Origin of the sequence: Actinomadura nitritigenes (genome assembly GCF_017573545.1) — a bacterium.
GTDB classification, from domain to species: domain Bacteria; phylum Actinomycetota; class Actinomycetes; order Streptosporangiales; family Streptosporangiaceae; genus Spirillospora; species Spirillospora nitritigenes.
Window position 1 is genome coordinate 488,425 of the sequence record NZ_JAGEOK010000001.1, and the last position, 24,976, is coordinate 513,400.

General features: G+C 73.6%; 23 protein-coding genes. 11 read left to right on the plus strand and 12 right to left on the minus strand.

The genetic code is table 11. The features are described 5' to 3' along the window. Positions 1–7: 7 nt before the first annotated feature. Complete coding sequence (locus J4557_RS01965; RefSeq protein WP_208264540.1) at positions 8–409, minus strand: hypothetical protein; 402 nt, start codon at positions 407–409, stop codon at positions 8–10. 156 nt (positions 410–565) lie between these two features. Here J4557_RS01965 and J4557_RS01970 point away from each other — a divergent pair, with 156 nt between their 5' ends. Then, complete coding sequence (locus J4557_RS01970) at positions 566–1,288, plus strand: pyrimidine reductase family protein (RefSeq protein ID WP_208264541.1); 723 nt, start codon at positions 566–568, stop codon at positions 1,286–1,288. Here the strand turns inward: J4557_RS01970 and J4557_RS01975 are convergent. Further along, positions 1,270–1,971 (minus strand): dihydrofolate reductase family protein, encoded by a 702-nt coding sequence (locus tag J4557_RS01975; RefSeq protein ID WP_208264542.1) that lies wholly within the window; start codon positions 1,969–1,971, stop codon positions 1,270–1,272. The two genes, J4557_RS01970 and J4557_RS01975, sit on opposite strands and share 19 nt — an antisense overlap. A gap of 62 nt (positions 1,972–2,033) precedes the next feature. On the opposite strand from J4557_RS01975, the gene J4557_RS01980 reads away from it, so the two are divergent. After that, entirely contained in the window at positions 2,034–3,125 is a 1,092-nt protein-coding gene (locus J4557_RS01980; protein WP_208264543.1) for an ATP-dependent DNA ligase, read from the plus strand. A gap of 24 nt (positions 3,126–3,149) precedes the next feature. On the opposite strand, the gene J4557_RS01985 is transcribed toward J4557_RS01980, so the two are convergent. Then, the gene (locus J4557_RS01985) at positions 3,150–4,511 is read right to left on the minus strand and encodes an RNA-guided endonuclease InsQ/TnpB family protein (RefSeq protein ID WP_279575929.1); all 1,362 of its coding nucleotides are present in this window, start codon (positions 4,509–4,511) and stop codon (positions 3,150–3,152) included. 304 nt (positions 4,512–4,815) lie between these two features. Between J4557_RS01985 and J4557_RS01990 the strand changes: the two genes are divergently transcribed. Next, complete coding sequence (locus J4557_RS01990; RefSeq protein WP_208264545.1) at positions 4,816–7,215, plus strand: HelD family protein; 2,400 nt, start codon at positions 4,816–4,818, stop codon at positions 7,213–7,215. Here the strand turns inward: J4557_RS01990 and J4557_RS01995 are convergent. Next, on the minus strand, positions 7,190–7,885 hold the full coding sequence (locus tag J4557_RS01995) for a FadR/GntR family transcriptional regulator (RefSeq protein ID WP_208264546.1): 696 nt from the start codon (positions 7,883–7,885) through the stop codon (positions 7,190–7,192). The genes J4557_RS01990 and J4557_RS01995 overlap by 26 nt on opposite strands. A gap of 322 nt (positions 7,886–8,207) precedes the next feature. Here J4557_RS01995 and leuA point away from each other — a divergent pair, with 322 nt between their 5' ends. Beyond that, a complete protein-coding gene (leuA, locus tag J4557_RS02000; RefSeq protein WP_208264641.1) occupies positions 8,208–9,893 on the plus strand; it encodes a 2-isopropylmalate synthase in 1,686 nt (561 codons plus the stop codon). Here the strand turns inward: leuA and J4557_RS51480 are convergent. After that, positions 9,890–10,282 (minus strand): DUF4236 domain-containing protein, encoded by a 393-nt coding sequence (locus J4557_RS51480; protein WP_307799299.1) that lies wholly within the window; start codon positions 10,280–10,282, stop codon positions 9,890–9,892. The two genes, leuA and J4557_RS51480, sit on opposite strands and share 4 nt — an antisense overlap. 21 nt (positions 10,283–10,303) lie before the next feature. On the opposite strand from J4557_RS51480, the gene J4557_RS02010 reads away from it, so the two are divergent. Continuing rightward, entirely contained in the window at positions 10,304–12,277 is a 1,974-nt protein-coding gene (locus tag J4557_RS02010) for a Xaa-Pro dipeptidyl-peptidase (protein ID WP_243775096.1), read from the plus strand. An 80-nt stretch (positions 12,278–12,357) separates the two neighbouring features. On the opposite strand, the gene J4557_RS02015 is transcribed toward J4557_RS02010, so the two are convergent. From J4557_RS02015 to J4557_RS02025, 3 genes are all read right to left on the minus strand, one after another. Next, complete coding sequence (locus J4557_RS02015) at positions 12,358–14,277, minus strand: sensor histidine kinase (RefSeq protein WP_208264548.1); 1,920 nt, start codon at positions 14,275–14,277, stop codon at positions 12,358–12,360. Between the two features lie 43 nt (positions 14,278–14,320). Then, complete coding sequence (locus J4557_RS02020; protein WP_208264549.1) at positions 14,321–15,085, minus strand: MBL fold metallo-hydrolase; 765 nt, start codon at positions 15,083–15,085, stop codon at positions 14,321–14,323. A gap of 73 nt (positions 15,086–15,158) precedes the next feature. Beyond that, positions 15,159–16,244 carry a DNA polymerase domain-containing protein gene (locus J4557_RS02025; RefSeq protein ID WP_208264550.1) on the minus strand — a complete coding sequence of 362 codons (1,086 nt, stop codon included), beginning with the start codon at positions 16,242–16,244 and terminating at the stop codon, positions 15,159–15,161. A 64-nt stretch (positions 16,245–16,308) separates the two neighbouring features. Here J4557_RS02025 and msrB point away from each other — a divergent pair, with 64 nt between their 5' ends. Together msrB and J4557_RS02035 are read left to right on the plus strand one after the other, a co-directional pair. Continuing rightward, positions 16,309–16,710 (plus strand): peptide-methionine (R)-S-oxide reductase MsrB, encoded by a 402-nt coding sequence (gene msrB / locus J4557_RS02030; RefSeq protein WP_208264551.1) that lies wholly within the window; start codon positions 16,309–16,311, stop codon positions 16,708–16,710. Between the two features lie 61 nt (positions 16,711–16,771). Further along, positions 16,772–17,314, plus strand: coding sequence for a TIGR04222 domain-containing membrane protein (locus J4557_RS02035; protein ID WP_208264552.1), 543 nt, complete (start codon positions 16,772–16,774; stop codon positions 17,312–17,314). Between the two features lie 6 nt (positions 17,315–17,320). Here the strand turns inward: J4557_RS02035 and J4557_RS02040 are convergent, their stop codons facing one another. The 3 genes from J4557_RS02040 to hemG all read right to left on the minus strand — a co-directional run bounded on the left by J4557_RS02040 (position 17,321) and on the right by hemG (position 20,148). After that, the gene (locus J4557_RS02040; RefSeq protein ID WP_208264553.1) at positions 17,321–17,914 is read right to left on the minus strand and encodes a hypothetical protein; all 594 of its coding nucleotides are present in this window, start codon (positions 17,912–17,914) and stop codon (positions 17,321–17,323) included. Between the two features lie 88 nt (positions 17,915–18,002). Then, positions 18,003–18,707: a hydrogen peroxide-dependent heme synthase gene (hemQ, locus tag J4557_RS02045; RefSeq protein ID WP_190857406.1), complete on the minus strand. Its 705-nt coding sequence runs from the start codon at positions 18,705–18,707 to the stop codon at positions 18,003–18,005. Continuing rightward, on the minus strand, positions 18,658–20,148 hold the full coding sequence (gene hemG, locus J4557_RS02050) for a protoporphyrinogen oxidase (RefSeq protein ID WP_208264554.1): 1,491 nt from the start codon (positions 20,146–20,148) through the stop codon (positions 18,658–18,660). The genes hemQ and hemG overlap by 50 nt, the downstream gene beginning before the upstream one ends. 115 nt (positions 20,149–20,263) lie before the next feature. On the opposite strand from hemG, the gene J4557_RS02055 reads away from it, so the two are divergent. Together J4557_RS02055 and J4557_RS02060 are read left to right on the plus strand one after the other, a co-directional pair. Further along, on the plus strand, positions 20,264–21,394 hold the full coding sequence (locus J4557_RS02055) for a hypothetical protein (protein WP_208264555.1): 1,131 nt from the start codon (positions 20,264–20,266) through the stop codon (positions 21,392–21,394). Positions 21,395–21,523: 129 nt separating this feature from the next. Further along, entirely contained in the window at positions 21,524–22,573 is a 1,050-nt protein-coding gene (locus J4557_RS02060) for a DUF4349 domain-containing protein (RefSeq protein ID WP_208264556.1), read from the plus strand. A gap of 56 nt (positions 22,574–22,629) precedes the next feature. Here J4557_RS02060 and hemE read toward each other — a convergent pair whose 3' ends face one another. Next, on the minus strand, positions 22,630–23,640 hold the full coding sequence (hemE, locus tag J4557_RS02065; protein ID WP_279575948.1) for a uroporphyrinogen decarboxylase: 1,011 nt from the start codon (positions 23,638–23,640) through the stop codon (positions 22,630–22,632). Positions 23,641–23,876: 236 nt separating this feature from the next. On the opposite strand from hemE, the gene J4557_RS02070 reads away from it, so the two are divergent. Together J4557_RS02070 and J4557_RS02075 are read left to right on the plus strand one after the other, a co-directional pair. Beyond that, complete coding sequence (locus tag J4557_RS02070) at positions 23,877–24,158, plus strand: hypothetical protein (RefSeq protein WP_208264558.1); 282 nt, start codon at positions 23,877–23,879, stop codon at positions 24,156–24,158. A gap of 133 nt (positions 24,159–24,291) precedes the next feature. Further along, entirely contained in the window at positions 24,292–24,858 is a 567-nt protein-coding gene (locus tag J4557_RS02075; protein ID WP_190857417.1) for a DUF3000 domain-containing protein, read from the plus strand. Positions 24,859–24,976: the final 118 nt, after the last annotated feature.

Consider the following 24,976-nt stretch of genomic DNA (forward strand, 5'->3'; position numbering starts at 1 on the left):
CGCTGTCTCAGGTCCGACTCACCTCCATGGCGGTGAGGAAGACCAGGACGAACGTGGTGACCGCGATCAGGCCGTGGAAGACGACGGCGGCGGCCGGGAACGTCTGGTCGCGGCCGCGGGCGTGCCGGCCGCCGCCCCCGACGAGCCAGCGCGTCAGCAGCATGAACCCCTGCAGGATCACGACCAGCAGCGCGGCGAACGCGACCCAGGCGAACCCGGCGCGCCCGGTCGCCAGGTAGCCGAGCCAGACGCAGAGGCCGACGACGGCGGCCAGCGGATGCCCGATCACCACCAGGACCGGGAACCGGGTCACCTTCGTGCCCCGGCCCCCGCTCGTCAGCCATTTGATCAGCAGGTAGCCGCCGGCCGTGGCGGCGAGGACCCACGCGACGAGTGCGGCGAACTCCACCCCCCGCTCCTTTCGGTGCAGTTCTACGGTCCGTCCCCGCACCAAGTGTCGCGTGCCGATCGCCGCACCATGACGGATTCGTGCATATTGCCGCACGCTGAGTGAGCAGGACGGTCAGATCGGCCTTCCCTCCGGGTGCAGTAACTTGTGACTTCTATGCGCACCCTGACGTCGTCCTCCGACCCCGTCGACCTCGCCGAGCGCTACGCCTACCCGCCGGGCGGCGGGACGTGGCTGCGCGCCAACATGGTCGCCAGCCTGGACGGGGCGGCGCAGCGCGACGAGCGCAGCGGCGGCCTCGGCAACGCCGCCGACCAGGAGCTGTTCCTGCTGCTGCGCGGGCTCGCCGACGTCGTGATCGTGGGCGCCGGGACGGTCCGCGCCGAGGGGTACGGGCCGGTCAGGCCGCGCGAGAGCTGGGGCGCGGTGCGCGACGGCCGCCCGCCGGTGCCGCCGCTCGCGGTCGTCTCCCGCACCCTCGGCCTGGACTTCGACGCGCCCCTGTTCACCGAGGCGGCCGTCCCGACGATCGTGCTCACCACCGCGACCGCCGATCCGGCCCGGCTGCGGGCGGCGCGGGAGCGCGCGGACGTCATCATCGCCGGCGAGGACTCGCTGGACTTCGCGGTCGCCGTCCGCGAATTGGCGTCGCGCGGGTTCCACCGGCTGCTGTGCGAGGGCGGCCCCTGGGTGCTGGCGCAGGTCGTGGCGGCCGGGCTGCTGGACGAGCTGTGCCTGACGCTGAGCCCGATGCTGCTCGCCGGGCAGCCGGCGCGGATCCTGAACGGCCCGCCGTTCCCCGTCCCCCCGGAGTTCCGGCTCGGGCACGTGCTAGAGGAGGACGACTTCCTGTTCCTGCGCTACGCGCGCAGCCGGTAGCGGACGAACAGGACGCCGTCGTCCAGGTGGACGGCCACGGGCTCGACGGGGACCTCGGCGTCGAGGACGCCGAGCAGGCGCGTGTGGCGCGGGCTCCCGAGGAGCGCGGGCGCGATGTTGAGGCACAGCTCGTCCACCAGCGACGCCCGGATGAGCGCCGTGGCCAGTGCCGGACCGCCCTCGCAGAGCAGGTGCTCGTGGCCGAGATCCTCGCGCAGGACGCGCAGGGCTTCGGGGAGGTCGACGTCGTCGTCGCCCGCCGCGACCACCGGGATTCCGGTCGGGACGGCGCCCCGCGCGCGCTCCGTCGTCACCACGATCGTCGGTGTCTCCGCTTCGGTGAACAGCGGGAGCGTCCAGTCGAGGTCGAGGGAGCGGCTCACCACGGCGATGGGTGCGGGCGGGCCGCCCCGGCGCGCGCGCAGGTCCGGCCGTAGGCGGGCGGGGCCGAGCCGCCCGGTGCGGGCGGTGGCGGCGCCCACGAGGATCGCGCCGGCGAGCGCGCGGAGCGTCCGGAAGACCCGGAAGTCGGCGGCGCCGCCGAGGCCGTCGGTCCAGCCCTCGGCGTCGGTGACCGACCCGTCGGCGCTCATCACCATGCCGAGCCGCAGCGCGGGCGCGTCGCCGTACGCCTCGTACGGGTCGACGTCCTCGGCGGTGGGTCCGGGCAGCAGACGGCGCATGACCTGCAGGTTACCGAGCCCCGATGCGCCGTTCTGTCGGTGCCGGGGCGCAAGATGGGGGCATGGACCTGCCGATCAGCCCGCCGCTGCCGCCGATGCTGGCCAAGGCCGTCAAGACCATGCCCCAGGGCGACCTGCTCTACGAGCCGAAATGGGACGGCTTCCGCTGCATCGTCTTCCGCGACGGCGACGAGGTGGAGCTGTCGAGCCGCGGCGAGAAGCCGCTGACCCGGTACTTCCCCGAGGTGGTCGAGGCGGTGAAGCGGGAGCTGCCCGAGCGGTGCGTGGTGGACGGCGAGATCGTCGTGCCGCGCGGCACCCGCCTCGACTTCGACACGCTCCAGCAGCGCATCCACCCGGCCGCGTCGCGGATCAAGCTGCTGTCGGAGCGGACGCCCGCCTCGTTCATCGCGTTCGACCTGCTGGCGGTCGGCGACGAGTCGCTGATGGAGACGCCGCTCGGCGAGCGCCGCCGGCGGCTGGTCGAGACCCTGTCCGGGGCGAAGGCGCCGATCCACGTGACGCCCGCGTCCGACTCCTACGAGCTGGCGCTGCGCTGGTTCGAGGAGTTCGAGGGCGCCGGGCTCGACGGCGTGGTCGCCAAGCCGCGCGACGCCGGGTACCAGCCGGACAAGCGGGTGCTGTTCAAGGTCAAGCACGAGCGCACGTGCGACTGCGTGGTGGCCGGCTTCCGCTGGCACAAGTCCGGGCCGATCGTCGGGTCGCTGCTGCTCGGCCTGTACAACTCCGAGGGCGGCCTGCAGCACGTCGGCGTGGCGGCCTCGTTCACCATGAAGCGCCGCGCCGAGCTGGTCGAGGAGCTCCAGCCCTACCGGATGGAGGACCTCTCCGGCCACCCGTGGGCGGAGTGGGCGCGGCAGGACGAGGCGACCGCCGACCGCATGCCCGGCGCCGTCTCCCGCTGGACCGGCAAGAAGGACCTGAGCTGGGTGGCGCTGCGTCCGGAGCTGGTGGTCGAGGTGGCGTACGAGGCGATGGAGGGGAACCGGTTCCGGCACACCGCCCGGTTCCGCAACTGGCGCCCCGACCGCACGCCCCGCTCCTGCACCTACGAGCAGCTGGAGGTTCCGGTGGCCTATGACCTCGACGACATTCTCAACGGCCCCGCCACCAGCCCCCGCGCCGATCGGTGACGCGGGGGCGGTGCGGGTCCCGGGTCAGGGCTGGGTCTCGTTGCGGATGGTCTGGTCGATGAGGGACCGAACTTCGTGAGCACGTATATCCGCGCTGGTTGTTTTGGCATCCTCCCCGTCAACATCGGCGGGGATTTCAGGCTGACCCGGCGGGTCTGGCTGAGGTTCACGGTTCATCGCCCCGCCCAACGGCTGGAGGGCTCCCCGCACTGCCACCGCATGCCCTGCGGCGATGACGCATATGTTGCGCGCCGCGTTCACGTCGGCGTTGTCGGTGTACCCACAGGATTGGCACCGGAAGCGCGCTTGGCTCTCGCGCGATTTTCGGTCCACGATCCCGCACTCCGAACAACGCTGACTGGTGAACCCGGGATCGACTCGTACGATACGCCCGGCCGCCTTCTGTTCCAGCCGCCGAGCGAAGGCACCCCACATACTGTTTCGGATGGCCTTGTTAAGGCCTGACTTCTGACTCACGTTGCGCCCCGGGGCTGCGCGGGTGCCACGCGCCGAGCGCGTCATAGCCATCACATTGAGGTCTTCCAAGGCGATCCGGTCGAACCGTCGCGCCAGATCGGTGGTCACCTGCTCCACCCAGTCCCGACGGCGATCAGCCGCCCGCGCCTCAAGGCGGGCGATGTGAGCTTTCAACTTGGTACGACGCCTCGAGCCGGACCTCGACCGAGTGAGTCGTCGTTGGAGTCGTGACAGCCTCTCCGCCTCTTTGCGAGAGAGACGTGGAGCGCAGAGCAACTCAGCAGTGCAGAGAGCTGCCGATACGGTAACGCCGCGGTCGACACCCACGCTCGAACCGTCCGCCGGTCCGCGGACCGGATGAGGAATGTGCGCGAAGGCAAGGTGCCAACGTCCCGCTCGGTCGCAGGTCACACGAAACGATCTGGCTCCCTCAGGCACCGCTCGCGACCAGCAGAAGCGAACCCACCCGACCTTCGGAATCTTCACCTCACCAGTACGCCGAGACAGGCGCCGCACATCGTCGGGCTTGACTCCGACGATGCGAAAACCCTCATGCCGCCCAGCCTTGCGCCAAGTGGGGCGACCGTGAGTGCCGTTGAAAAAATTCGCCAGCGACCGCGAAAAATCCCTCAGCGCCTGTTGTTGAACCACTGCCGAGCCGGTGCGCAGCCATGGAGATTCTGCGCGCGCCTCGGAAAGCTGGCGGCATTGCTCAATGAACGCCGGCGCGGCGCGTCGGCCAGGCCTCCAGTGCCCGTGCTGCTCGACCGCCAGGTTCCACACGAACCGGGCATGGCGACAATGCTCCAGCATGACGTTCACTTGAGCGGAGGTGGGCCGCAAGCGGTAACGGGACACGCACGGAAGGCTACGGAGGGGCACTGACAAAACTGCGAGCGCAGCCCCCATGGCCGAACTCGCACGCCCCTGAGCAGGAGATTCTTCCTCGTCGCCGGCGGCCTGACGACCGGCGCCCTTGCCGTCCCCGGCATCGCCCAGGCCCCCCGGGCGGTGACCTTTCGGAGGTTTTCCGGGTGATCACCGGAGAGCCTCATCGCGGCCGGTGACCGCGAGGCACCGCGGGGATGACGTCCACCGCAACAAAGATGATCTTTTGCGTCCCGCAGGCGAGGGCGGGGAGGCGGTGCTAAGCTGGCGACTTACGAACTGCGCACAACAAACCGCACCCTATGAATAGGAGTGTAGCCGAGGCATGGGACTCCGTCAAGCCCGATCTGTCAAGCCCGCCGGCGCGGAAGCGGCCCGGCAGGCCGCCGTGCGCGCCGAGCAGGAGTACATGACCCGCCTGTACGGGCGGCTCGACGAGGAGCGGAGCAGCGCCGAGGCGGCGCTGCGGCAGGGGCCGGCGGCGGGCGGCGGGAGCGTGCTGCAGGCCCGGGTGGAGAGCGCCGTCGTGACCGAGGAGGCCGCGCGGCGGCTGGCCCGGCTGAACGGGGTCGAGGAAGGGCTCTGCTTCGGCCGGGTCGACCACGTCGCCGGCGCCGACGGCCCCGGCGACACCTTCTACATCGGCCGGATCGGGCTGCGCGACGCCGACCACGAGCCAATGCTGATCGACTGGCGCGCGGCGGCGGCCCGCCCGTTCTACACCGCGTCCCCGGGCGCGCCCGGGACGGTCGCGCGCCGCCGCCACCTGCACCTGCGGCACCGGGAGGTCGTGCGGCTGGACGACGAGGTGTTCGACCTGGAAGGGCTCGACGAGGCCGAGCGCAGCGGCCTCGTCGGCGAGGCGGCGCTGCTGGCCACCCTGCGCCGCGGCCGGACGGGCCGGATGAGCGACGTCGTCGCGACCATCCAGGAGGAGCAGGACCAGGTCATCCGGTCGGCTCTGCAGGGCGTCCTCGTCGTGCAGGGCGGGCCCGGCACCGGCAAGACCGTCGCCGCGCTGCACCGCGCCGCCTACCTCCTCTACACCCACCGCGACGTGCTGGAACGGCGCGGCGTGCTCATCGTCGGCCCGAACGCGACGTTCCTGCGCTACATCGAGCAGGTCCTCCCCGGTCTCGGCGAGACCGACGTCGTCCTCGCCACGGTCGGCGAGCTGCACCCGGGGCTGAAGGCGACCGCGGCGGACGAGCCCGCCGTCGCCGTCGTGAAGGGCTCCGCGCGGATGGCGGGGCTCATCGAGGCCGCCGTCGCCGACCGGCAGTGCGCCCCGCCGGACGGGCTGCGCGTCGAGTACGACGGCCTGACCCTGCGCGTGGACGCGGAGAGGTGCGCGGCGATCCGCGACGGCGCCCGCGGGCTGCGGGTGCCGCACAACGTGCAGCGGCGCCGGTTCGTCCACGACCTCCTGGAGGCCCTCGCGCACGACCGGGCCGAGCAGTACGACCGGATCATGGACGAGCCGCTCGACGAGCTGACCAGGTCCGGCCAGATGCCCCGCTGGCTCCAGGAGCTGATCGACGAGTCCGCCGACGAGCCGCTGCTGGACGAGACGGACCTGCGGCTGGCGAAGGAGGCGCTCTGGCAGGACCCGGCCGTCCGCCGGGCGGTCGACGCGCTGTGGCCCGAGCTGACCCCCGAGCGGCTCCTCTCCGACCTGTACGCCGACCCGGAGCGGCTCGACCGCGCCGCCGCCGGGGCCGGGCTCGACCCCGCCGAGGCGGCCCTCCTGCGCCGCCCCGCCGGCGCGCCCTGGACGGTCTCGGACGTCCCGCTCATCGACGAGGCCGCCGAGCTGCTCGGCGAGGACGACTCCGCCGAGCGCGCCCGCCGGCGCGCCGCCGACGCGGCCCGCGCCGAGGAGGTCCGCTACGCCGCGGAGGTCATGGAGACGACCGGCGGCACCGACATGATCCCCATCGGCGACCTGATCTCCGCCAGCGAGCTGGCCGAACGCCACGGCGACGGAGGCCCGCCCCTCACCACCGCGCAGCGCGCCATGGCCGACCGCCAGTGGGCCTACGGCCACGTCATCGTGGACGAGGCGCAGGAGCTGTCGGAGATGGCCTGGCGGGCGGTGATGCGCCGCGTCCCGACCCGGTCCCTGACCGTCGTGGGCGACATCGCGCAGACCGGCAGCGCGGCGGGCGCCGCGTCCTGGGGGCAGATGCTCGACCGGTACGTCCCGGGCCGCTGGCGCGAGCAGCGCCTGATGGTGAACTACCGCACGCCCGCCGCCATCATGCGGGTCGCGTCCGAGGTCCTGGCGGCCGTCGCCCCGGACCAGACGCCGCCCGTGTCCGTCCGCGACGACGGCCCGCCGCCCCGTGCGGTCGAGCTGCCCGTCGACGGCCTCCCGGGCCTCGTCGCCGAGGAGCTGGCCGGGTTCGGCGACGGCGCCGAGGGCCGCCTCGCGGTCATCACGTCGGCGGCCCGGCACGCGCGGGTCCGCGCCGTCCTGCCGGGCGCCGCGGTCGGCGCGACGCCCGAGGCCCTCGACTCCCCCTCGGTGGTGCTGACCGCCGAGGAGGCCAAGGGCCTGGAGTTCGACTCGGTCATCGTCGTCGACCCGGCGGGCGTCCTCACCGAGTCCCCGAAGGGGGGCCAGGACCTCTACGTGGCCCTCACCCGCCCGACCCGCCGCCTGACGATCGTCCACGACGGCGACCTGCCGCCGCTGCTCAGCGGGAGCCTCGCAGGCGGGTGAGGGTCTGGGTCAGCTCGGTGGTGATGATGCGGCCGGCGGTGGCGGGGTCGCCGGCGCGGATCGCCTCGACGAGGGCGGCGTGCGCGGCGCGGCCGTGCGACTCGTCGGACGCCCGGACGTCGACCAGGGAGACCAGGTCGAGCAGGCCGGCGCGCAGCACCGGGACGAACTCGGCGTGCAGGTCGACCAGCACGGGGTTGTGCGCGGCGGCGATCACGGCGGCGTGCAGGGCGATGTCGGCGTCCAGGAAGTCCTCCAGGGACGGGCCGGCGAACGCCTCGTCGCGTGCGGCGAGGGCGGTGTCGAGCGCGGCGAGGTCGGCGTCGGTGCGGCGCTCGGCGGCCAGCTCGGTGGCGCGGACCTCGATCATCATCCGGATCTCGTAGACGTCGGTGACGGAGGCGCGGCGGAGCCGGGTGGTGAAGTCCTCGTCGGGTTCGGTGGCGGTGACGAAGACGCCGGCGCCCTGTCGGGCCTGGACGAGGCCGGCGCCGGCGAGGGCGCGCAGCGCCTCCCGGACGGTGGAGCGGCCGACGCCGAGCTCCCTGGCGAGCGTGGTCTCGCCGGGAAGCCGGGTGCCGACCGGCCAGGAGCCGTCGGTGATCTGGTCGCGGAGCCGCTGGGCGGCCTGCTCGACGAGCGGGCTGCGGCGGAGCGGGCCGAGCGGCATGCGACGGCCTTCCTTTCCGGGGGTCTTCCTTTCCGGGCGGACGTCCTACGCTAGCGCCTCCCGCGCACCGCTCAGCTTGTCTGAGGAGCTGAGGTGTGGTTAGAGTAACCGGCATGGCGTGGCAGGCCCTCCTTCTCGGCCGCCGCGGCGGGGCCTGATCCGACCGGCACCCCGCCGCGGGGTCCGGCGCTGCCGGTCGTCCGGCAACGGCGAGGAGACCGCCATGAACGAGCCCACCCGAACCCCCTTCCCCACGCTGCGCACCCCGTCCGGCCGCCCGGCCGACGGCGCGCCCTTCTGGAACCCGCAGCGCGGCAGCGCCATGCCGTCGCACCGCTACCGGTCCGTCCACGACCGGGTGCCGTCGCCCGTGCCCGAGGTCGAGCGGACCTGGCCGTCGCGGCGGATCGAGCAGGCGCCGCTGTGGGTGCCGGTCGACCTGCGCGACGGCAACCAGGCGCTGGCCGAGCCGATGGACCCGGCGCGCAAGCGCCGCATGTTCGACCTCTTCACGACCATGGGGTTCAAGGAGATCGAGGTCGGCTACCCGTCGGCGAGCCGGACGGACTTCGACTTCGTCCGGCACCTGGCGACGTCGGGCGCCGTCCCGGACGACGTGACGCCCGTGGTGTTCACGCCCGCGCGCCGCGACCTGATCGAGCGGACGTTCGCGTCCATCGAGGGCATGCCGCGCGCGGTCGTCCACCTGTACACCGCCACCGGGCCGGCGTGGCGGGACGTGGTGCTGCGGCAGGACCGCGACGGGGTCCGCGGGCTGATCCTGGACGGGGCGGCGGACGTCGCGCGGCTCGCCGGGGACCGGCCGGGCGTGCGGTTCGAGTTCTCGCCCGAGACGTTCAACTTCACCGAGCCGGAGTACGCGCTGGAGGTGTGCGACGCGGTCACGGAGCTGTGGGACGCCTCCCCCGACCGCCCGGTCGTCCTGAACCTGCCCGCGACCGTGGAGATCGCGACGCCGAACGTGTACGCCGACCAGATCGAGTTCATGCACCGGAACGTGGCCCGGCGGGACGCGGTGATCCTGTCGGTGCACCCGCACAACGACCGCGGGACGGGCGTGGCGTGCGCCGAGCTGGCGGTGCTGGCCGGCGCGCAGCGGGTCGAGGGCTGCCTGTTCGGCAACGGCGAGCGGACCGGGAACGTCGACCTGGTCACGCTCGCGCTGAACCTGCACGCGCAGGGCGTCGACCCCCGCGTCGACTTCGCCGACATCGACGAGATCCGGCGCACGGTGGAGCACTGCAACCGGCTGCCCGTCCACGAGCGGCACCCGTACGGGGGCGACCTGGTGTACACCGCGTTCTCCGGCACCCACCAGGACGCGATCTCCAAGGGGATGGCGCACCACGCCGCGCGGGCCGCGGAGCTGGGCGTCCCGGCGGAGGAGGCGCCGTGGGAGGTGCCGTACCTGCCGATCGACCCGGCGGACGTGGGGCGCGGTTACGAGGCGGTCATCCGCGTCAACAGCCAGTCGGGCAAGGGCGGTATCGCGTACCTGCTGCGCACCGAGTACGGCCTGGACCTGCCGCGCAGGCTGCAGATCGAGTTCTCGCGGGTCGTCCAGCAGGCGACGGACGGCAGCGGCGAGGAGATCACGGCCGCCGAGCTGTGGGAGCTGTTCCGCGCCGAGTACGTCGACCGGGCGGGCCCGGTCGCGCTCACCGGATGGCGGACGTCCCACACCGGCCCCGGCCGGCACGACTTCACCGGCGTGCTGCGCGTGGACGGCCGCGAGAGGGAGTACACCGGTTCCGGCAACGGTCCCCTGGCCGCGCTCGCCGACGCGCTCGCGGCCGCCGGCGTGAAGGTGGACGTGCTGCAGTACGTCGAGCACGCGACCGAGTCGGGCCACGACTCACCCGCGGTCGCCTACGCCGAGTGCCGCGTCGACGGCGCGACGAGCTGGGGCGCCGGGCGCGACACGTCCGTCCTCACCGCGTCCGTGCAGGCCGTGCTGTCGGCCGTGAACCGCGCCAAGGCCGGCTAGTCGCGGCGCCGGAGCGGGCGCCGCCAGGACAGGCCCGTCCCGGGGATGCGGAACATCATCTCGCGGCGCCCGTCGGCCGACCGGCTGTACCGGGCGCCGCGAACGCCGACACTGTGCCCGACGCCCCTCTTCGAGAAGTTGAGGCGGAAAGGCCCCTTGCGTAGCGATTTGCGGTAACTCCAACCCATGATCGGCAGAATGCCCGGCCGGCGGGGCGGAAACGTCCGGGCGCCCTCCGGACGGCCCGGGATCCGTATTAGGGACGGTCCCTCTCGACCGGCTCCCGGGACGCAAGAGCAACTCGTGCCCAAATCCGGGCGGAGTTCGCCGGAGCGGCGCCCTTTACGCGGCGCCGCTCCGCGAGGAGCCTGTGCCCCCGTAGAGATCATCTGCTCATACGGAGGTGCGGGTTGGCCAGGCGATCCCTGAGACGGACCCGGCGGACGGCGGCGCTCGCCGTGCTCACCGGCGCGGCGGTCGCCGTCGCGGGCGGCGGCGCGACGGCCATGGCCCGGACCGTCCCCAAGATCGTGGTGAAGGACGGCGTCACGCAGCCGGTCTTCTCCTACAAGGACGCGATCCGCGAGCACGTGTACGTGCAGTCGAGCGTCGACAGCGACCGGGACGGCAGGCCGGACCGCATCAACGTCGACATCATCCGGCCCAAGGAGACCGAGCAGGGCCTCAAGGTGCCGGTCATCATGGACGAGAGCCCGTACTACGACAACCTCGGGCGCGGCAACGAGGGCGAGCGCAAGACCTACGACGCCGCCGGGAACCCGGTGAAGTTCCCGCTGTTCTACGACAACTACTTCGCCCCGCGCGGCTACGCGTTCCTCGCGGTCGACATGGACGGGACGACCCGGTCGGACGGCTGCCCGGTCAGCGGCGGCCCGTCCGACGTCCTCGGCGGCAAGGCCGTCGTCGACTGGCTCAACGGCCGCGCCAAGGCGTTCAAGGCGGACGGCACGCCGGTCAAGGCGACCTGGACGACCGGCCGCACCGGCATGATCGGCAAGTCGTACGACGGGACGCTCGCCAACGGCGTCGCCGCGACGGGCGTGCAGGGGCTCGACACGATCGTCCCGATCTCCGCGATCAGCAGCTGGTACGACTACAGCCGCATGAACGGCGTGAAGTACTGGACGGACGAGCAGCCCGGCCTCGCCGACGTCGTCGACACCGACCCGCCCGCCAAGTGCGCCGCGGTCAACGCCGGTCTCGACCAGGGCGAGGACGACGCGACCGGGAACTACAACGCCTACTGGAAGACGACGAACTACCTGCGCGGGACCGTCACGCACGTCGGCGCGGTCCACGCGAGCGTCTTCGCCGTCCAGGGCGTCAACGACCTGAACGTCAAGGACAACCAGTTCGCGCAGTGGTGGCAGGCGCTCGCGCAGCGCGGCGTCACCCGGAAGGTGTGGCTGCACCAGCGCGGCCACGTCGACCCGTTCGACATCCGCCGCGACGACTGGGTGAACACGCTGCACAAGTGGTTCGACCACGAGCTGATGAAGGTCCCCAACGACGTGCTGAAGCAGCCGCGCGCCGACATCGAGGTGGGCCCGGACCAGTGGATCACCCAGTCGGACTGGCCGGCGAAGGGCGCGCGGACGACCGTCCTGCGGCCCGGCGCGGACGGCTCGCTCGGTGACCGGCGCGCCGCGGAGGGCACGACCGCGTCGTTCACCGACGCCGCAGGCCCGCAGAACGCCGGCTACACCGAGGGCGACATGGTGTCGGACCCGACCACCGCGAAGCCGTTCCGGCTCGCGTTCACGTCGGGCCCGCTGCAGCGGACGGGGCGGCTGTCCGGCACCCCGGACGTGCGGCTGTCGGTCAAGCTGGACAAGCCGACCTCGAACGTGACCGCGCTGCTCGTCGACTACGGCACCGACACCCGCGTCGACTACCTCGGCGACGGCTCGGGCATCACGACCCTCGACACCGAGGACTGCCACGGCGAGAGCACCCCGGCCGACGACGCCTGCTACAAGAAGACGCAGGTCTCCACGGTCACCTCGGACGTGAACGTGGTCGGGCGCGGCTGGCTGGACGTGCAGAACGCCCCGTCGCTGAGCGACCCGAAGCCGGTCACGCCCGGCAGGTACTACGGCATCCGCTGGCAGACGCTCAGCCAGGAGTACATGCTCAAGAAGGGCCACCGGCTCGCGCTGGTGCTGGCCGGGACCGACGCCGACAACAACACCGAGACGCCCACCGGCGCCACGGTCACGGTCGACCTGTCGGCCAGTTCGATCCGCTTCCCGGTCGTCGCCGGGCAGGACGGGGCGAGCGCGCTGGACGTCCCCGAGCCGAAGGCCGCCTGGCACGGGCCGTCCCACGTGACCCTTCCGCGCCAGGACCGCACGCTGTACTGATCCCCCCGTCTCCGAACCGGCGAGGCCGCCGCACCCGCACGAGGGCGCGGCGGCCTCGTCGCGTCCCACCTGCGGCGGGTTCAGCGGGGCGCGGCCTGGGCCGGGCGTTCCACGGGCAGGGGCGCCTCCACGCTGAGGACGAAGCCGCCGCCGGTCCGCTCCGCCGTCAGCACGCCGCCCCGCGCCGCGACGCGCTCGCCGAGGCTGGGCAGGCCGATGCCGCCCGGCTCCGCCCGTTCCGCCGGGGGGACGGCGGGCGGTCCGTCCACCCCGTCGTTGGCGAGCCGCAGCCGCACGACGCCGTCGACGACGGCCACCTCGATCGAGCAGCGGGTGGCGCGGCTGTGCCGCAGGATGTTGGTGACCCCCTCGCGCAGGACGGTCGCGAGGACGGTGTCCAGGTCGGCCGGCAGGTCCGCGACGTCCACCGCGTCCGCGACCTCGATGCCCACCGCGGCGAGCGTCGCCCGCGCCGCCCCCGCCTCGGCCGCGACCGACATGTCCCGGTAGCCGCTGGTCACGCCGGTCATGTCGGCGAGCGCCTGGCGGGACATGCCGAGAGCCTCCGCGAGCTGGCGGCGGGCCTCGTCCGGTCTGGCGGACGCGAGGCGGGCGGCCACCTCGTTCTTCACCACGACCGCGGACAGGCTGTATCCGAGCAGGTCGTGCAGGTCCCGGGAGAACCGCAGCCGCTCCCGCGCGACCGCCGCGGCGGCCATCTCCTCGCGCGCGTCCTGCAGCGTCGCGGTGAACCCGGCCATCCGCGCCAGGCCGTACACCACGGCCGCGCGTTCGGCCGTCCAGACCACGAAGTAGGCGGTGCCCCAGTGCGCGGAGCCCCAGATGCCGAACGGGACGTCCTGGCAGACCAGCAGGGCGGCGACCGGCCACCGCAGCCGGCGCCCCAGCAGCACCGCCGCCGCGCCCGGCAGGAACGGCAGGACGGCCCAGGTCGTCGGCCCGTAGAACGGCATCGGCGCGAACGTCAGGACGACCAGCCCGCCCAGGACCCCGTACCGCCGCACGGCGCCCAGCGGGCGCCCGTACGCCCGCAGGCACCCGTACACGTACAGCACGGCGTACGCGGCGAGCAGCAGCACGAACGGCGCCGCCGACCATGCGGGGTGCCCGCCGCGCGCCAGGAAGCGCAGCGGATACGGGACGATCATCAGCCCGAGCGTCGCGGCGCCCAGCCCCGCGACCGTCCGGGCGGTGAGGTCCCCGGCGACGGTCCGCGCCGGCTCGGCCGGGTCGTCCAGCCGGGCGAGGTACTCGTGGGCGACCCGGCGGGTCGTGGCAAGGGCCGTGCGCGCCCCGCGCACCCCGTCCTCCAGCAGGTCGCGCGCCTCGTCCGGACGCTCCCCGATCAGCGTGAGCGCGTGCTCGCCCCGCTCGACCGTCCCGGCCAGCGCGACGCCGATGTTCTCCTGCAGCCGCCGCGTGAACGCCAGCCGCTCCCGGGCGACCCGCGCCGCGGGCAGCACCCGGAGGGTCTCCTCCAGCGCGGCCACCAGGTCGGCCAGCCGCGCCATGCCGTAGACGGCGACGCCGACGAACGCGGCCTGCCCGACGAGGAAGTACAGCGCCTCGGCGACCGTGGGGCGCTCGGCCAGCGACAGCGGCAGGTCCGCGGCGAGCACCGCGCCGAACCCGGCCCACGCGAGCCGCCCGGGACGGACGAGCAGCAGGACCGCCCCGCACAGGAACCCGACGTTGCCGTACCAGGTCGACGAGTACCAGATCATCGGGACGAACGTCAGGACGGCCTGCGCGGCCAGCGTCCACCGCCACCCGGCGGGACGGCCGCCGTCCAGCCGCCGCACGCAGTTGCGCAGGTGCAGCGCGAGCAGCGCGGCGAGCAGCACCAGCGGCGCCACGCGCCGGGACGGCGGCAGGTCGGACGTCATGATCCCGACGAACCCGCCGAAGAAGAACCCGACCGTCACGATCGCGATGACGGCCTGCGCCACCCGCGGAACGACGGACGCCGCACGCTGCATGGCGGAAATCTACCGTTACCTCGGGCGATGTCCGGGTTGATCGCTACACGGTGACCCGCTGCCCGGGGTCGAGCAGGTGGAACCCGCCGGAGAACCCGGCGAAGGCCCCCGCCAGGGTGTCGCGGCCCTGCGAGAAGTGCGCCCAGCCCTCGAAGTGCAGCGGGACGACCTGGCGGGCGCCGAGGATCGCGGCGGCCTCGGCCGCCCCGGCGCTGCCGAGCGTCAGCTCGCCGTCCACGAGCGGCGTGCGGGCGGCCCCGGCGAACAGCAGCGCCACGTCGAACGGCGCGAACCGCTCCGCGATCTCCCGCACCACGTCCAGGGACGCGTTGTCGCCGCTCACGTAGGTGGTGGGCAGCCCGTCGCCGGTCAGCACGAACCCGGTGACCGGGCCCGTCAGGTGCTCGGTGCCGTCCGGGCCGTGCCGCGCGGGCACCCCGGTGATCCGCAGGACTCCCCCGCCGGGACGCGCCAGCTCGGCGTGCTCCCACGCGGGCAGCGCGCGGACGGTGCCGCCGAGCCGGTCCGCGGCGGCCCGGGTGGACAGCGTCAGGGGCGCCCGCGCCACGTAGGCGCGGCCTCCGTCGTCCAGGTTGTCGGGGTGCTGGTCGTGCGACAGCAGCACCGCGTCGACCGGGCCGACCTCGTCCGGCCCGGCGACCGCGTCCATCGTCTTGGTCAGCACCCGGTCGCCGACGGGATGCCCGCCGGCCGCGTCGAACGTCGGGTCGACCAGCAGCCGCAGGCCGCCGGTCTCCAGGACCGCCGTCGGCCCGCCGAGATACCGGACCGTCAGGGACTCGGTCATCGCTCTCACCTCATGATCGTCATCAGCACGCGTCCGATCATGAAAGCCGGCGGGCGCGGCGGGAATTCCCGGGTCAGGACCGGTTCCCGGTGTCCTTGCTCGGCTGCACCCGCTTCGGCTCGCCCGGCATCTTGGGGTAGTTGGGCGGGTACGGCATGTCGCCGAGGCCGTGGTCGCGCTCGTCGCGGTCGGCCAGCTCCAGCAGCCCGTCCAGGGAGAACGCCTCGTCGTCGATCGGCGCGTGCAGGTCGCCGACCTTCGCGAACCGCTCCGGCATGGTGGCGATCGTGAAGTCGCGGGGGTCGACGTCGGCCAGCTCGTCCCAGGTCACCGGCGCCGAGACGGGCGCGTGCGGGGCCGGCCGGACGCTGTAGGCCGACGCGATCGTCCGGTCGCGGGCGTTCTGGTTGAAGTCGATGAAGACCTGCTCGCCCCGCTCCTCCTTCCACCACCGCGTGGTGACCTCGGCGGGGACGCGGCGCTCCACCTCGCGGCCGAACGCCAGCGCGGCCCTGCGCACCTCGGTGAACGTCCAGCGCGGCTCGATCCGCACGTAGATGTGCACGCCGCCCTTGCCGGAGGTCTTCACGAACCCCGTCATGCCGAGCTCCGCCAGCAGGTCGCGGGCCGGGCCGAGCGCCACCCGCACCGCGTCGGAGAAGTCCGTGCCGGGCTGGGGGTCGAGATCGATGCGCAGCTCGTCCGGATGGTCGACGTCGCCGTCGCGGACGGGCCACGGGTGGAACGTCAGCGTGCCGAGGTTCGCCGCCCAGGCGATCACCGCGACCTCCGTCGGGCGGACCTCGTCGGCGAACCGGCCGCTGGGGAAGGCGATCCGCGACGTCCGCACCCAGTCGGGCGCGCCCTTGGGGACGCGCTTCTGGTAGAACGCGTCGGACTTGCCCGCGCCGAAGCCCGCCTGCCCGCGCGCGTAGTCCTCCCGGGTGGCCATCTTCGCGCCCTCGAAGACGCCGGCCGGCCAGCGCTCCAGCGTGGTGGGCCGGTCGCGGGTGGCCCGCAGGATGCCCTCCCCCACGGCGATGTAGTACTCCACGAGCTGCCGCTTGGTGTAGCCGTGCTCGGGGAAGTAGACCTTGTCGGGATTGGTCACCTTGACGAGCCGATCCCCTACCGGGATCTCGATGAAGGGCGAGGCCATGACTGCACGTTAACCCAGGGATACGACAGTCTCTGGGAGGGGCCTCGCCGGGTACCTTCGAAGCATGGAGAAGATCCGCAAGAGCGAGGAAGAGTGGCGGGCCCGGCTCAGCCCCGAGGAGTTCCGCGTGCTCCGCGAGGCGGGCACCGAGAAGCCCTTCACCGGCGAGTACACCGACACCAAGACCGTCGGCGTCTACCGTTGCCGCGCCTGCGGGACGGAGCTGTTCCGGTCGGAGACCAAGTTCGAGAGCCACTGCGGCTGGCCGTCGTTCTACGCGCCGTCCGACTCCGACGCGGTCACGCTGATCGAGGACCGCTCGCTCGGCATGGTGCGGACCGAGGTGCGCTGCGCCGTCTGCGACTCCCACCTCGGCCACGTGTTCCACGGGGAGGGCTACGCCACCCCGACCGACGACCGGTACTGCATCAACTCGGTGTCGCTCACCCTCGAACCCGCCGAATGACCGCAACCGCGGGCACGCTCCGCGCGTCCTATGGACGACGACGCGCCCGCGGGAGGCCATCATGGGCGAGCAGGGTCCCTACGAGATCGCGTTCCTGACCGGAGGCGCCGTCCGGGTCGCCCAGACGGCGCTGGTCGCCCTTCACGAAGGGCGTCACGTCCGCGTGTCCCGGGGGACGCACCGGGTGCAGGCCGTGGACCGGGAGGCGGACGACCCGGTGCAGGCCGCGCTGCTGGCCCGCGTCCCCGGCACGGGCATCCTGCTGGGAGACCTCCTCCGGGAGACCGCCGCGTCGGACGAGGTCCGCGCGGTCGCCGACGCGCTCAAGGAGGCGGGGCTGGTCCGTGGCGGCCTGCGCGGCGCGCTCCGTCCCACCCGCGCCGGCCGGGCGGCGCGGCGCCGGGCCGTCGAGGACGCCCCGCCGGGCGGCCCGGGGCGCTGCGCCGCGCTGGGACCGGACGGCGTCGAGGACGCCAGGCTCCGGGAGATCCTGCTGACCCGGGACCCGAAGCCGCTGAAACTCGACCACGGCCGGAGGCGCGGTCACCATGACCTGGAGTCCAGCAACCTCTCGGACACCCAGTACGGGCCCGGACCGGGGTAGCCCCGTTCAGGGCGTGTCGGGGACCTTGCAGTCGTCGGAGTCGCTCTGCTTGTTGGCGAGGACGACGCTGCCGTTGTCGCTGCTCTTGCCGTGGACGAAGACGCGCGGCTCGTCGTCGCCGCCGTCCTTGAGGTAGCCGACCGTCCACTCGCAGAGGGACACGGCGGACGCGGAGTTCTCGTCGTCCTCGCCGAGGTCGGTGTAGACCCGGACGAACGTCCCGCTGCGCCGGACGTCCTTGACGTGCTTGACGATCTCGCCGCCCGGGTCCTTCGACCGCAGGTACGGCAGGGCCTCGGAGGAGAGTTCGTCGGGGTCGCCGGAGTCGCCGGCCGCGGCGAGGGTCGCTCCGGCGGAGGACGGCGCGGACCGGGCGGTGTGCGCGGCGGCGGCCGCCCTCGGCGCGGTCCCGGAGCCGCCGCCGGCCAGCGCCGCCGCGGCGAGCGAGGCGACGGCCGCCAGCGACGCGGCGCCCGCGCCGGCCGCGACGAGCCGGCGCCGCCCGGACGCCGCCGCGAGCATCCGGTTCCAGCGGACGGACAGCTCGGACGGCGGCTTGGCGTGCCGCCCGCGTGGGGCACCGGCGGGAGTCTCGTTCACGGGCGGCACTTTACTGCCGTTGCGTCCAGGTTCTGGGCGGATCCTAGGGATCTATACGTTCTCGCCGGACAAGATCCCCAATGCTCCGTTAGGGGAGGTTGGCAATGAGTTCGGCGAGGGGCTTGCGGCGGCCGGTGTAGAACGGGATCTCCTCCCGGGTGTGCAGCCGGGCGCGGGCGCCGCGCAGGTGCCGCATCAGGTCGACGATGCGGTGCAGCTCGTCGGCCTCGAACGCGAGCATCCACTCGTAGTCGCCGAGCGCGAACGCGGAGACCGTGTTGGCGCGGACGTCGGGGTAGTCTCGCGCCATCTTGCCGTGCTCGGCGAGCATGGCGCGGCGCTCCTCGTCCGGCAGGAGGTACCACTCGTAGGACCGGACGAACGGGTACACGCACACGTACGCGCGCGGCTCCTCGTCGGCCAGGAACGCCGGGATGTGGCTCTTGTTGAACTCCGCCGGGCGGTGCAGCGCCATCTGCGACCAGACCGGCTCGCTGGCGCGGCCGACGGCGGTGCGGCGGAACCGCGTGTAGACCTCCTGGAGGTCGTCGGAGCTGGGCGCGTGCCACCAGAACATGTAGTCGGCGTCCGCGCGCAGGCCCGCCACGTCGTAGGAGCCGCGGGTGGTGACGTCCTTCTCGGCCATCTGGTCGAGCAGGTCCCGCACCTCGGCGGCGTCCTGCTCGCCGAGCGTGCCGGTGTCGCGCACCCGGAACACCGACCACATGGTGTAGCGGATGACGTTATTGAGTTCGCGTGCCTTCGGCCTGGCCGCCGGCTCCGTCCCTGACATCGTTCGTTCCTCCTCGACTGCGCAGATGGTCCAGCACCCGGTCGGCCGCCGCGTTCGCCGAGGCGATGCAGGCGGGGATCCCCAGGCCGTCGTAGGCGGCGCCCGCGACGGCGAGCCCCGGCTCGCGGGCGACCGCGGCGCGGACCCCGGCCACGCGGTCGGCGTGGCCCACGTTGTACTGCGGCAGGCCACCGCCCCAGCGGGTCACCCGGCTGTCGACGGGCAGCTCGGTGACGCCGGAGGTGGCGGCCAGTTCCGCCATCGCGGCGGCCTTCAGCTCCTCGTCGGCCCTCTGGAGCACGTGCTCCTCGCCGAACCGGCCGATGGAGCACCGGACGGCGATGACGCCGGGGTCGCGGTCGCGCAGATGGGGCCATTTTACCGAGCTGAAAGTGACGGCCTTGACGCCCCGGCCGCCCGCCTCGGTGTCGCTCTCCACACCGGGGACGAGGTACCCGCTGCCGTCCGGGAGCCTGGGGAAGGCGGTGGCCTGGTAGGCGAGGGTGACGATCGCCATGCTCGCGTACTCGATGCCGGCGAGCGCGCGTCCGGCGTCCGGCACCTCGTCGGCCAGCAGCCGGGACGCGGGCACCGCGGGCACCGCGATCACGACGGCGTCGGCGTCGAGGTGCTCGGGGTCGCGGGCCGAACCGACCGTGAGCCGCCAGCCGCCGGGGCGGCGCCGCAGCTCGCGGACGGTGGCGTTCACGCGGACCGTCCCGCCGGCCGCCTCGACGTCGGCGGCGATCAGCGGCGGCAGCGAGCCGAGCCCGCCGGGCACGGTGGCGAACACCGGGCCGGCGTCCTTCGGCGCGGTCTCCCTGATGCCCTGGACGGCGTTGATCAGCGAGCGGTGGGCGCGCGCGGCGGCGGCCACCGCGGGCAGCGTGGAGTCGAACGACAGCAACTCGGCGCGCCCGGCGTAGACGCCGCCGAGCAGCGGCTCGACGAGCCGGTCGACGACCTCGCGGCCCATCCGGGCGCCGATGTAGTCGGCCACCGAGACGTCGTCGCCGCGCTGGGTCTCGGGCATCACCAGGTCGAGCGGGACGCGGGCCAGCCCGGCCGGGGACAGCACCTGCGAGGCGGCGAGCGCCTTCATGTCGGACGGGACGCCCATCACCTGCCCGGACGGGATGGGGCGGAGCGCGCCGCGGCTGAGGATCGCCGAGGAGGTCGTGCCGGGGTTCACCAGCTCGTCGCCGCGGCCGAGGGCGCGGACGAGCGCGAGGCCCTCGGGGCGGCGGGCCAGCATCGACTCGGCGCCCTCGTCCACCGGGATCCCGGCGATGTCGCTGACCCGGAGCTTTCCGCCGATCCGCGGGGAGCCCTCCAGCACGGTCACGCGGACGCCGGCGTGGGCGAGCGCGCGCGCGGCGGTGAGGCCCGCGATGCCGCCGCCGACCACGACGGCGTGGGAGGCGGGTCGAGACGGGGTCATGCGTCCAGCCTTCCAGACGCCTCGCGGAACCGCGCACCGGGGCGCCCGCAGCGCGAGGCGGTTTCTATCCCGGAGTGACAAGATCTTCGAACCTTGCCAGTGAATACTGGCGAGCATGAAGATCTGGAGAGTCCCGCTCGCCGCCGCCGCGGCGGTGGTCCTGGCCGCCGGCCTGACCGCCCCCGCGTCCGCCGCGACCCGCGGCGACTTCAAGCCCGTGCCGCTGCCCTTCTTCTGGCCGGAGAACAGCATCATCGACGTCGACGCCGCCTCGCCCAACAGCGTCTGGATCGCCGGATACCAGGGGGCGATCACCCTTCCCGGGCCGATCCCCGGGACGGGCACGCAGATCCCCGGCAACCCGGTCGTGCGCCGCTGGCAGAACGGCGACTGGGTGGAGTACGACCTGCTGAACCTGCCCAACCACGCCGCGATCCAGGACGTCGACGCGGTCTCCCCCGAGGACGTGTGGATCAAGGGCGTCAGGTACGGCGACGACAAGTCGACGTCCCCCTACCTGGCGCACTTCGCCGGCTCGGCGTTCAACGAGGTGCCGCCGCCTCCGGGGGCCGGCAGTGCCGGGACGCTGGAGGCCGGCCCGTCCGGCGTCTGGTACAGCACCCCCACCGACGTGTACCGCTGGACCGGCGACATATGGACGTCCAAGTGGACGCACGTCACCACCTTCCCGGAGATCACCCTCGACACGAGCTACACCCGGGCGGACGATGACATCTGGCGTCTCGGCACGACCTCCGAGTGGAGCACGACGTTCGTGGCGCAGCACTGGGACGGGCAGTCCTGGAAGAGCTTCCCCATGGACACGGACGGCCTCGGCGTCGGTTTCGGCTTCTCCGACATGGTCGCCCTCTCCCCCACCGACGCCTGGGCCGCCGGAACCGACAACCACACCTCGCCCGCCACGTCCGTCCTGATGCACTGGGACGGGACGGCCTGGTCGAGGGCCGCGGTCCCCGCCGGGCTCAACGGGCTGACCAGGATCACCAAGGGCGTGGACGGGGACCTGTGGGCCCTCGGGCACACGCTCGACGAGCCCGCCAAGCCCGGCCTGCTCCACTACAGCGGCGGGACGTGGTCGCGGGTGCCGACCAGCGCCGTCCCGAACCGGACCAACATCTACGCGACGCGGCTGGCGGTCGTCCCCGGCACCGGCGCCCTGTGGACGCTCGGCACCACCACCGTCGGCACCGTCAACACCGGCGTGATGGTCCTCTCCGACGGCTGACGCGCCCTCAGGACGGGGCGCCGGGGTCACGGCCGCACGGGGGCGGCCGTGACCCCGGCGTGCCCCGGCCGTGGCCGGATCGCGACGCGCCCGCCGGAACGGTGATCTGCACCACTCCGTCCAAGCCTCATGCTGAACGTCAGAAGCGTCAGGCAGGTCCCGTACGCACTGATCGTCCTTCTGCTGGCCGGGGTGCTGGGCGGGACGCTCGCGGCGTGCGGCGGCGGCGGATCATCGTCCGATTCGACGGAGCGGGGCATGGCGCGGAGCGCCGCCGCCCCGGCGGCCACGCAGGGCGGTGCCGAGGCCCAGCGGAAGGGGGCGCCCGGCACGTCCGGCTCCGGCCGGAACGGGAGCGGGGGCGCGGCGGCGCAGCCGCTGCCGCCGGCCGGCCGCGCCGTCGTCTACACCGCGACGATGCGGATCCGGGCCAAGGACGTGGACGCGTCCGCGACCAGGGCCAAGCAGCTGGTGAGCGCGGCGGGCGGGTACGTCGAGCACGAGTCCGGGTCGAGCGACCCGCCCGGCTCGACGATCACGCTGAAGATCCCGTCCGACCGGTACCCCGGCGTGCTGGACCAGCTGTCCCGGCAGCTCGGCACCAAGCTGTCGGTGTCCCAGCAGGCCGACGACGTGACCGGTGAGGTCGCCGACGTCGACAGCCGCGTGCGGTCCGCGAAGGCCGCGCTCGCGTCGTTCCGCAAGCTGCTGGACAAGGCCACGACGGTCGGCGAGATCATCGACGTCGAGCAGGAGATCGCCTCGCGGGAGGCGGACCTCGAGTCGCTGCAGGCCCGCCAGAAGGCGCTGGGCCAGAGCACGCAGTACGCCACGGTGACCGTCACGCTGGAGGCGGCGGCCACGCCCGCGCGGCACCACGGCGACCGAGGCGGGTTCGTCGGGGCCCTGGGCGACGGCTGGCACGCGTTCACCGGGTTCCTCGGCGGCGTCGCCGTCGTGTTCGGCTGGCTGCTGCCGTTCCTGGTCACGGCCGCGATCATCGTCGCGCCGGTCGTCGCCTACCGGAACCGGCGCCGGGGCCGCGGGCCGGCGGAGCCGGACACCGGGGAAGGCCGCGAGGAGCAGCCCGTCGCGGTCGGGACGGGCGGCGCGAGCGGCGCCGGCACGGGCGATCCCGCCGCCGAGCCGGTCCGTCCGGAGACGCCGCCCGCCGAGTAGCCGGAGCCGCCCGCCGGAGGCGCGGGCCCGCACGGGCCCGCACGGGCCCGCGCGGCTCAGCGGGCGGTGCTCGCCTCGTGGACCAGGTCGACGAGGCGGGCCAGCACGTCCGGGTTCGTCGACGGCAGCACCCCGTGGCCGAGGTTGAAGACGTGGCCCTCGGCCGTGCGGCCCCGGGCCAGCACGTCCAGCGCCCGCCGCTCGACCGTCTCCCACGGCGCGAACAGCACCGCCGGGTCGAGGTTGCCCTGCAGCGCCTTGCCCGGCTCGACGCGGCGGACCGCCTCGTCCAGCGGGACGCGCCAGTCGACCCCGACCACGTCCGCGCCCGCCTCGCCCATCAGGCCGAGCAGCTCGCCGGTGCCGACGCCGAAGTGGATGCGCGGCACGCCGAATTGCTCGATCTCGGCGAAGATCCGGCCGGTGTGCGGCAGCACCGAGGCGCGGTAGTCCTCCGGCGCGACCGAGCCGACCCAGGAGTCGAACACCTGGATCGCGCTCGCGCCCGCCGCGATCTGCACCTTCAGGAACGCGATCGTGATGTCGGCGAGCCGGCCCATGAGCCGGTCCCACAGCTCGGGCTCGCCGTACATCATGGCCTTGGTGCGCTCCTGGTTCTTCGACGGCCCGCCCTCGATCAGGTAGGACGCGAGCGTGAACGGGCCGCCCGCGAAGCCGATCAGCGGCGTGGCCCCGAGCTCCCCGACCAGCCCCTGAACGGCCTCGGTGACGTAGGGCACGTCGCCGGGCTCCAGCGGGCGCAGCGCCTCCAGGCCCGCGGCGTCCCGGATCGGGTCGGCGATCACCGGGCCGACGCCGGGCTTGATGTCGAGGTCGATCCCGATCGCCTTCAGCGGCACCACGATGTCGCTGAAGAAGATCGCCGCGTCCACGCCGTACCGGCGCATCGGCTGCATCGTGATCTCCACGATCATGTCCGGGCGGGCGCACGACTCCAGCATCGGCACGCCCTCGCGGAGCCGCAGATACTCTGGCAGTGCGCGGCCCGCCTGGCGCATGAACCACACGGGGGTGTGCGGCACGGGCCGGCGGCGGCACGCGAGCAGGAACGGGCTCTCCGCGAGCGGACCCGGATCGTCGGACGGGTTCGCGGCGTCGTTGGGGCGGGCGGCGTCAGCGGTCACGTTGCGATGGTCCCACGAGAGCGCGTACCGGACGCACCGGGGTGACAACGAAGCGACGGCCGTGACCCACGAAGTTCCGGACACGCCGAGCGAAGTCCCGCATTCTGTCACCGGCGCATGCGAACGTGATGCGTGTCATAGCCGAGGGAGGTTCCCCCTTGCACTGCTCCACCTGCGGTGATGAGCGTGAGTTCGAGCAGCCGCCGTGTCCCGACGGGCACGGCGCGGAGTGCCCCGAGCGGGTGTGCGTCGAGTGCGGAGCGGCCGTCCTGGTCGACCCGCCGCTGACGTCCCCCGACCCCGCGTACGCGCCTCCCGGCCGGCCCGCCGCCGCGTCCCCCGCGGACCCGGCGGTCCAGGCGGTCCAGGCGTCCCCCGGCGGGACGGGCCCCAGACGCGCCGGCTCCTCGCCGGCCGCATCCGCGCGGGCCGTGGCCTGAACGCCGCGGCCCCCGAGACGAAACCCACTGTGCTGTGCCTGCATCCCCTCCGTTCCCTCCGGTCGCGCGCGGCGGCGTCCCGTCCCGGCACCACCGACACGAGTCCCGCCCCCGCACCCAGGCCGGTCCGCCCATGAACCCTCCCGCCTTCCAGCGGGCCCTCGACACCCTGCGCGAGATCCTCGACGGGCCGGGCCCGCGGCCCGAGCTCGACCTGGAGGACATGCCCGCCCCGCAGAGCCTGGCCCCGTACGCCGCGGCCCTGTCCGGGTCGGTCTACCGCGACGACGACACCGAGGTCGCGATGGGCCGGCTGATCGTCCTGTACGACCCCGACGGCGCCAAGGGCTGGACGAACGGCTTCCGGATCGTCGCCTACATCCGCGCCGACCTCGAACCCGACATCGCCGCCGACGAGCTGATCGGCTCCGTCGCCTGGGACTGGCTGCTCGAGGCGCTGGAGCCGGCCGGCTACGCGGGCGTCTCCGGGACGATCACCCGCGCGGTGTCGGAGAGCTTCGGCGACAAGCGCGACGAGCCGTCCACGACCGAGCTGGAGCTGCGCGCCTCCTGGTCCCCGACCGGCGACGATCTGGCCGGGCACGTCGCGGCCTGGTGCGAGGTGATGTGCACCACCGCGGGCCTGCCCCCGGCGGGCGTCTCCGCGCTTCCGGACCGGCCGGGCGGCGCGGGCCCCTGAGCCACGCGGGGCCGGCCCGGCGGAAGCGGGGGTCGTCCCTCCTCGGGAGGTCCTGAGAGCGACGTACGGTAGGGGACGTGAGCACAGCGTCCGGAACCGAGGCGGCGGGGGAGAACAC

Bases quoted from the DNA above. Each gene is read 5' to 3' on its own strand.
- J4557_RS02060 (WP_208264556.1), top strand. From the start codon at position 21,524: ATGCTGAACGTCAGAAGCGTCAGGCAGGTCCCGTACGCACTGATCGTC.
- J4557_RS01970 (WP_208264541.1), top strand. From the start codon at position 566: ATGCGCACCCTGACGTCGTCCTCCGACCCCGTCGACCTCGCCGAGCGC.
- hemQ (WP_190857406.1), bottom strand. From the start codon at position 18,707: ATGTCAGGGACGGAGCCGGCGGCCAGGCCGAAGGCACGCGAACTCAAT.
- J4557_RS02020 (WP_208264549.1), bottom strand. From the start codon at position 15,085: ATGACCGAGTCCCTGACGGTCCGGTATCTCGGCGGGCCGACGGCGGTC.
- msrB (WP_208264551.1), top strand. From the start codon at position 16,309: ATGGAGAAGATCCGCAAGAGCGAGGAAGAGTGGCGGGCCCGGCTCAGC.
- J4557_RS01980 (WP_208264543.1), top strand. From the start codon at position 2,034: ATGGACCTGCCGATCAGCCCGCCGCTGCCGCCGATGCTGGCCAAGGCC.
- hemG (WP_208264554.1), bottom strand. From the start codon at position 20,148: ATGACCCCGTCTCGACCCGCCTCCCACGCCGTCGTGGTCGGCGGCGGC.
- J4557_RS02055 (WP_208264555.1), top strand. From the start codon at position 20,264: ATGAAGATCTGGAGAGTCCCGCTCGCCGCCGCCGCGGCGGTGGTCCTG.
- J4557_RS01975 (WP_208264542.1), bottom strand. From the start codon at position 1,971: ATGCGCCGTCTGCTGCCCGGACCCACCGCCGAGGACGTCGACCCGTAC.
- J4557_RS02075 (WP_190857417.1), top strand. From the start codon at position 24,292: ATGAACCCTCCCGCCTTCCAGCGGGCCCTCGACACCCTGCGCGAGATC.
- J4557_RS51480 (WP_307799299.1), bottom strand. From the start codon at position 10,282: ATGATCTCTACGGGGGCACAGGCTCCTCGCGGAGCGGCGCCGCGTAAA.
- J4557_RS02025 (WP_208264550.1), bottom strand. From the start codon at position 16,244: ATGGCCTCGCCCTTCATCGAGATCCCGGTAGGGGATCGGCTCGTCAAG.
- J4557_RS01985 (WP_279575929.1), bottom strand. From the start codon at position 4,511: ATGGGGGCTGCGCTCGCAGTTTTGTCAGTGCCCCTCCGTAGCCTTCCG.
- leuA (WP_208264641.1), top strand. From the start codon at position 8,208: ATGCCGTCGCACCGCTACCGGTCCGTCCACGACCGGGTGCCGTCGCCC.
- J4557_RS01990 (WP_208264545.1), top strand. From the start codon at position 4,816: ATGGGACTCCGTCAAGCCCGATCTGTCAAGCCCGCCGGCGCGGAAGCG.
- J4557_RS01995 (WP_208264546.1), bottom strand. From the start codon at position 7,885: ATGCCGCTCGGCCCGCTCCGCCGCAGCCCGCTCGTCGAGCAGGCCGCC.
- J4557_RS02035 (WP_208264552.1), top strand. From the start codon at position 16,772: ATGGGCGAGCAGGGTCCCTACGAGATCGCGTTCCTGACCGGAGGCGCC.
- J4557_RS02015 (WP_208264548.1), bottom strand. From the start codon at position 14,277: ATGCAGCGTGCGGCGTCCGTCGTTCCGCGGGTGGCGCAGGCCGTCATC.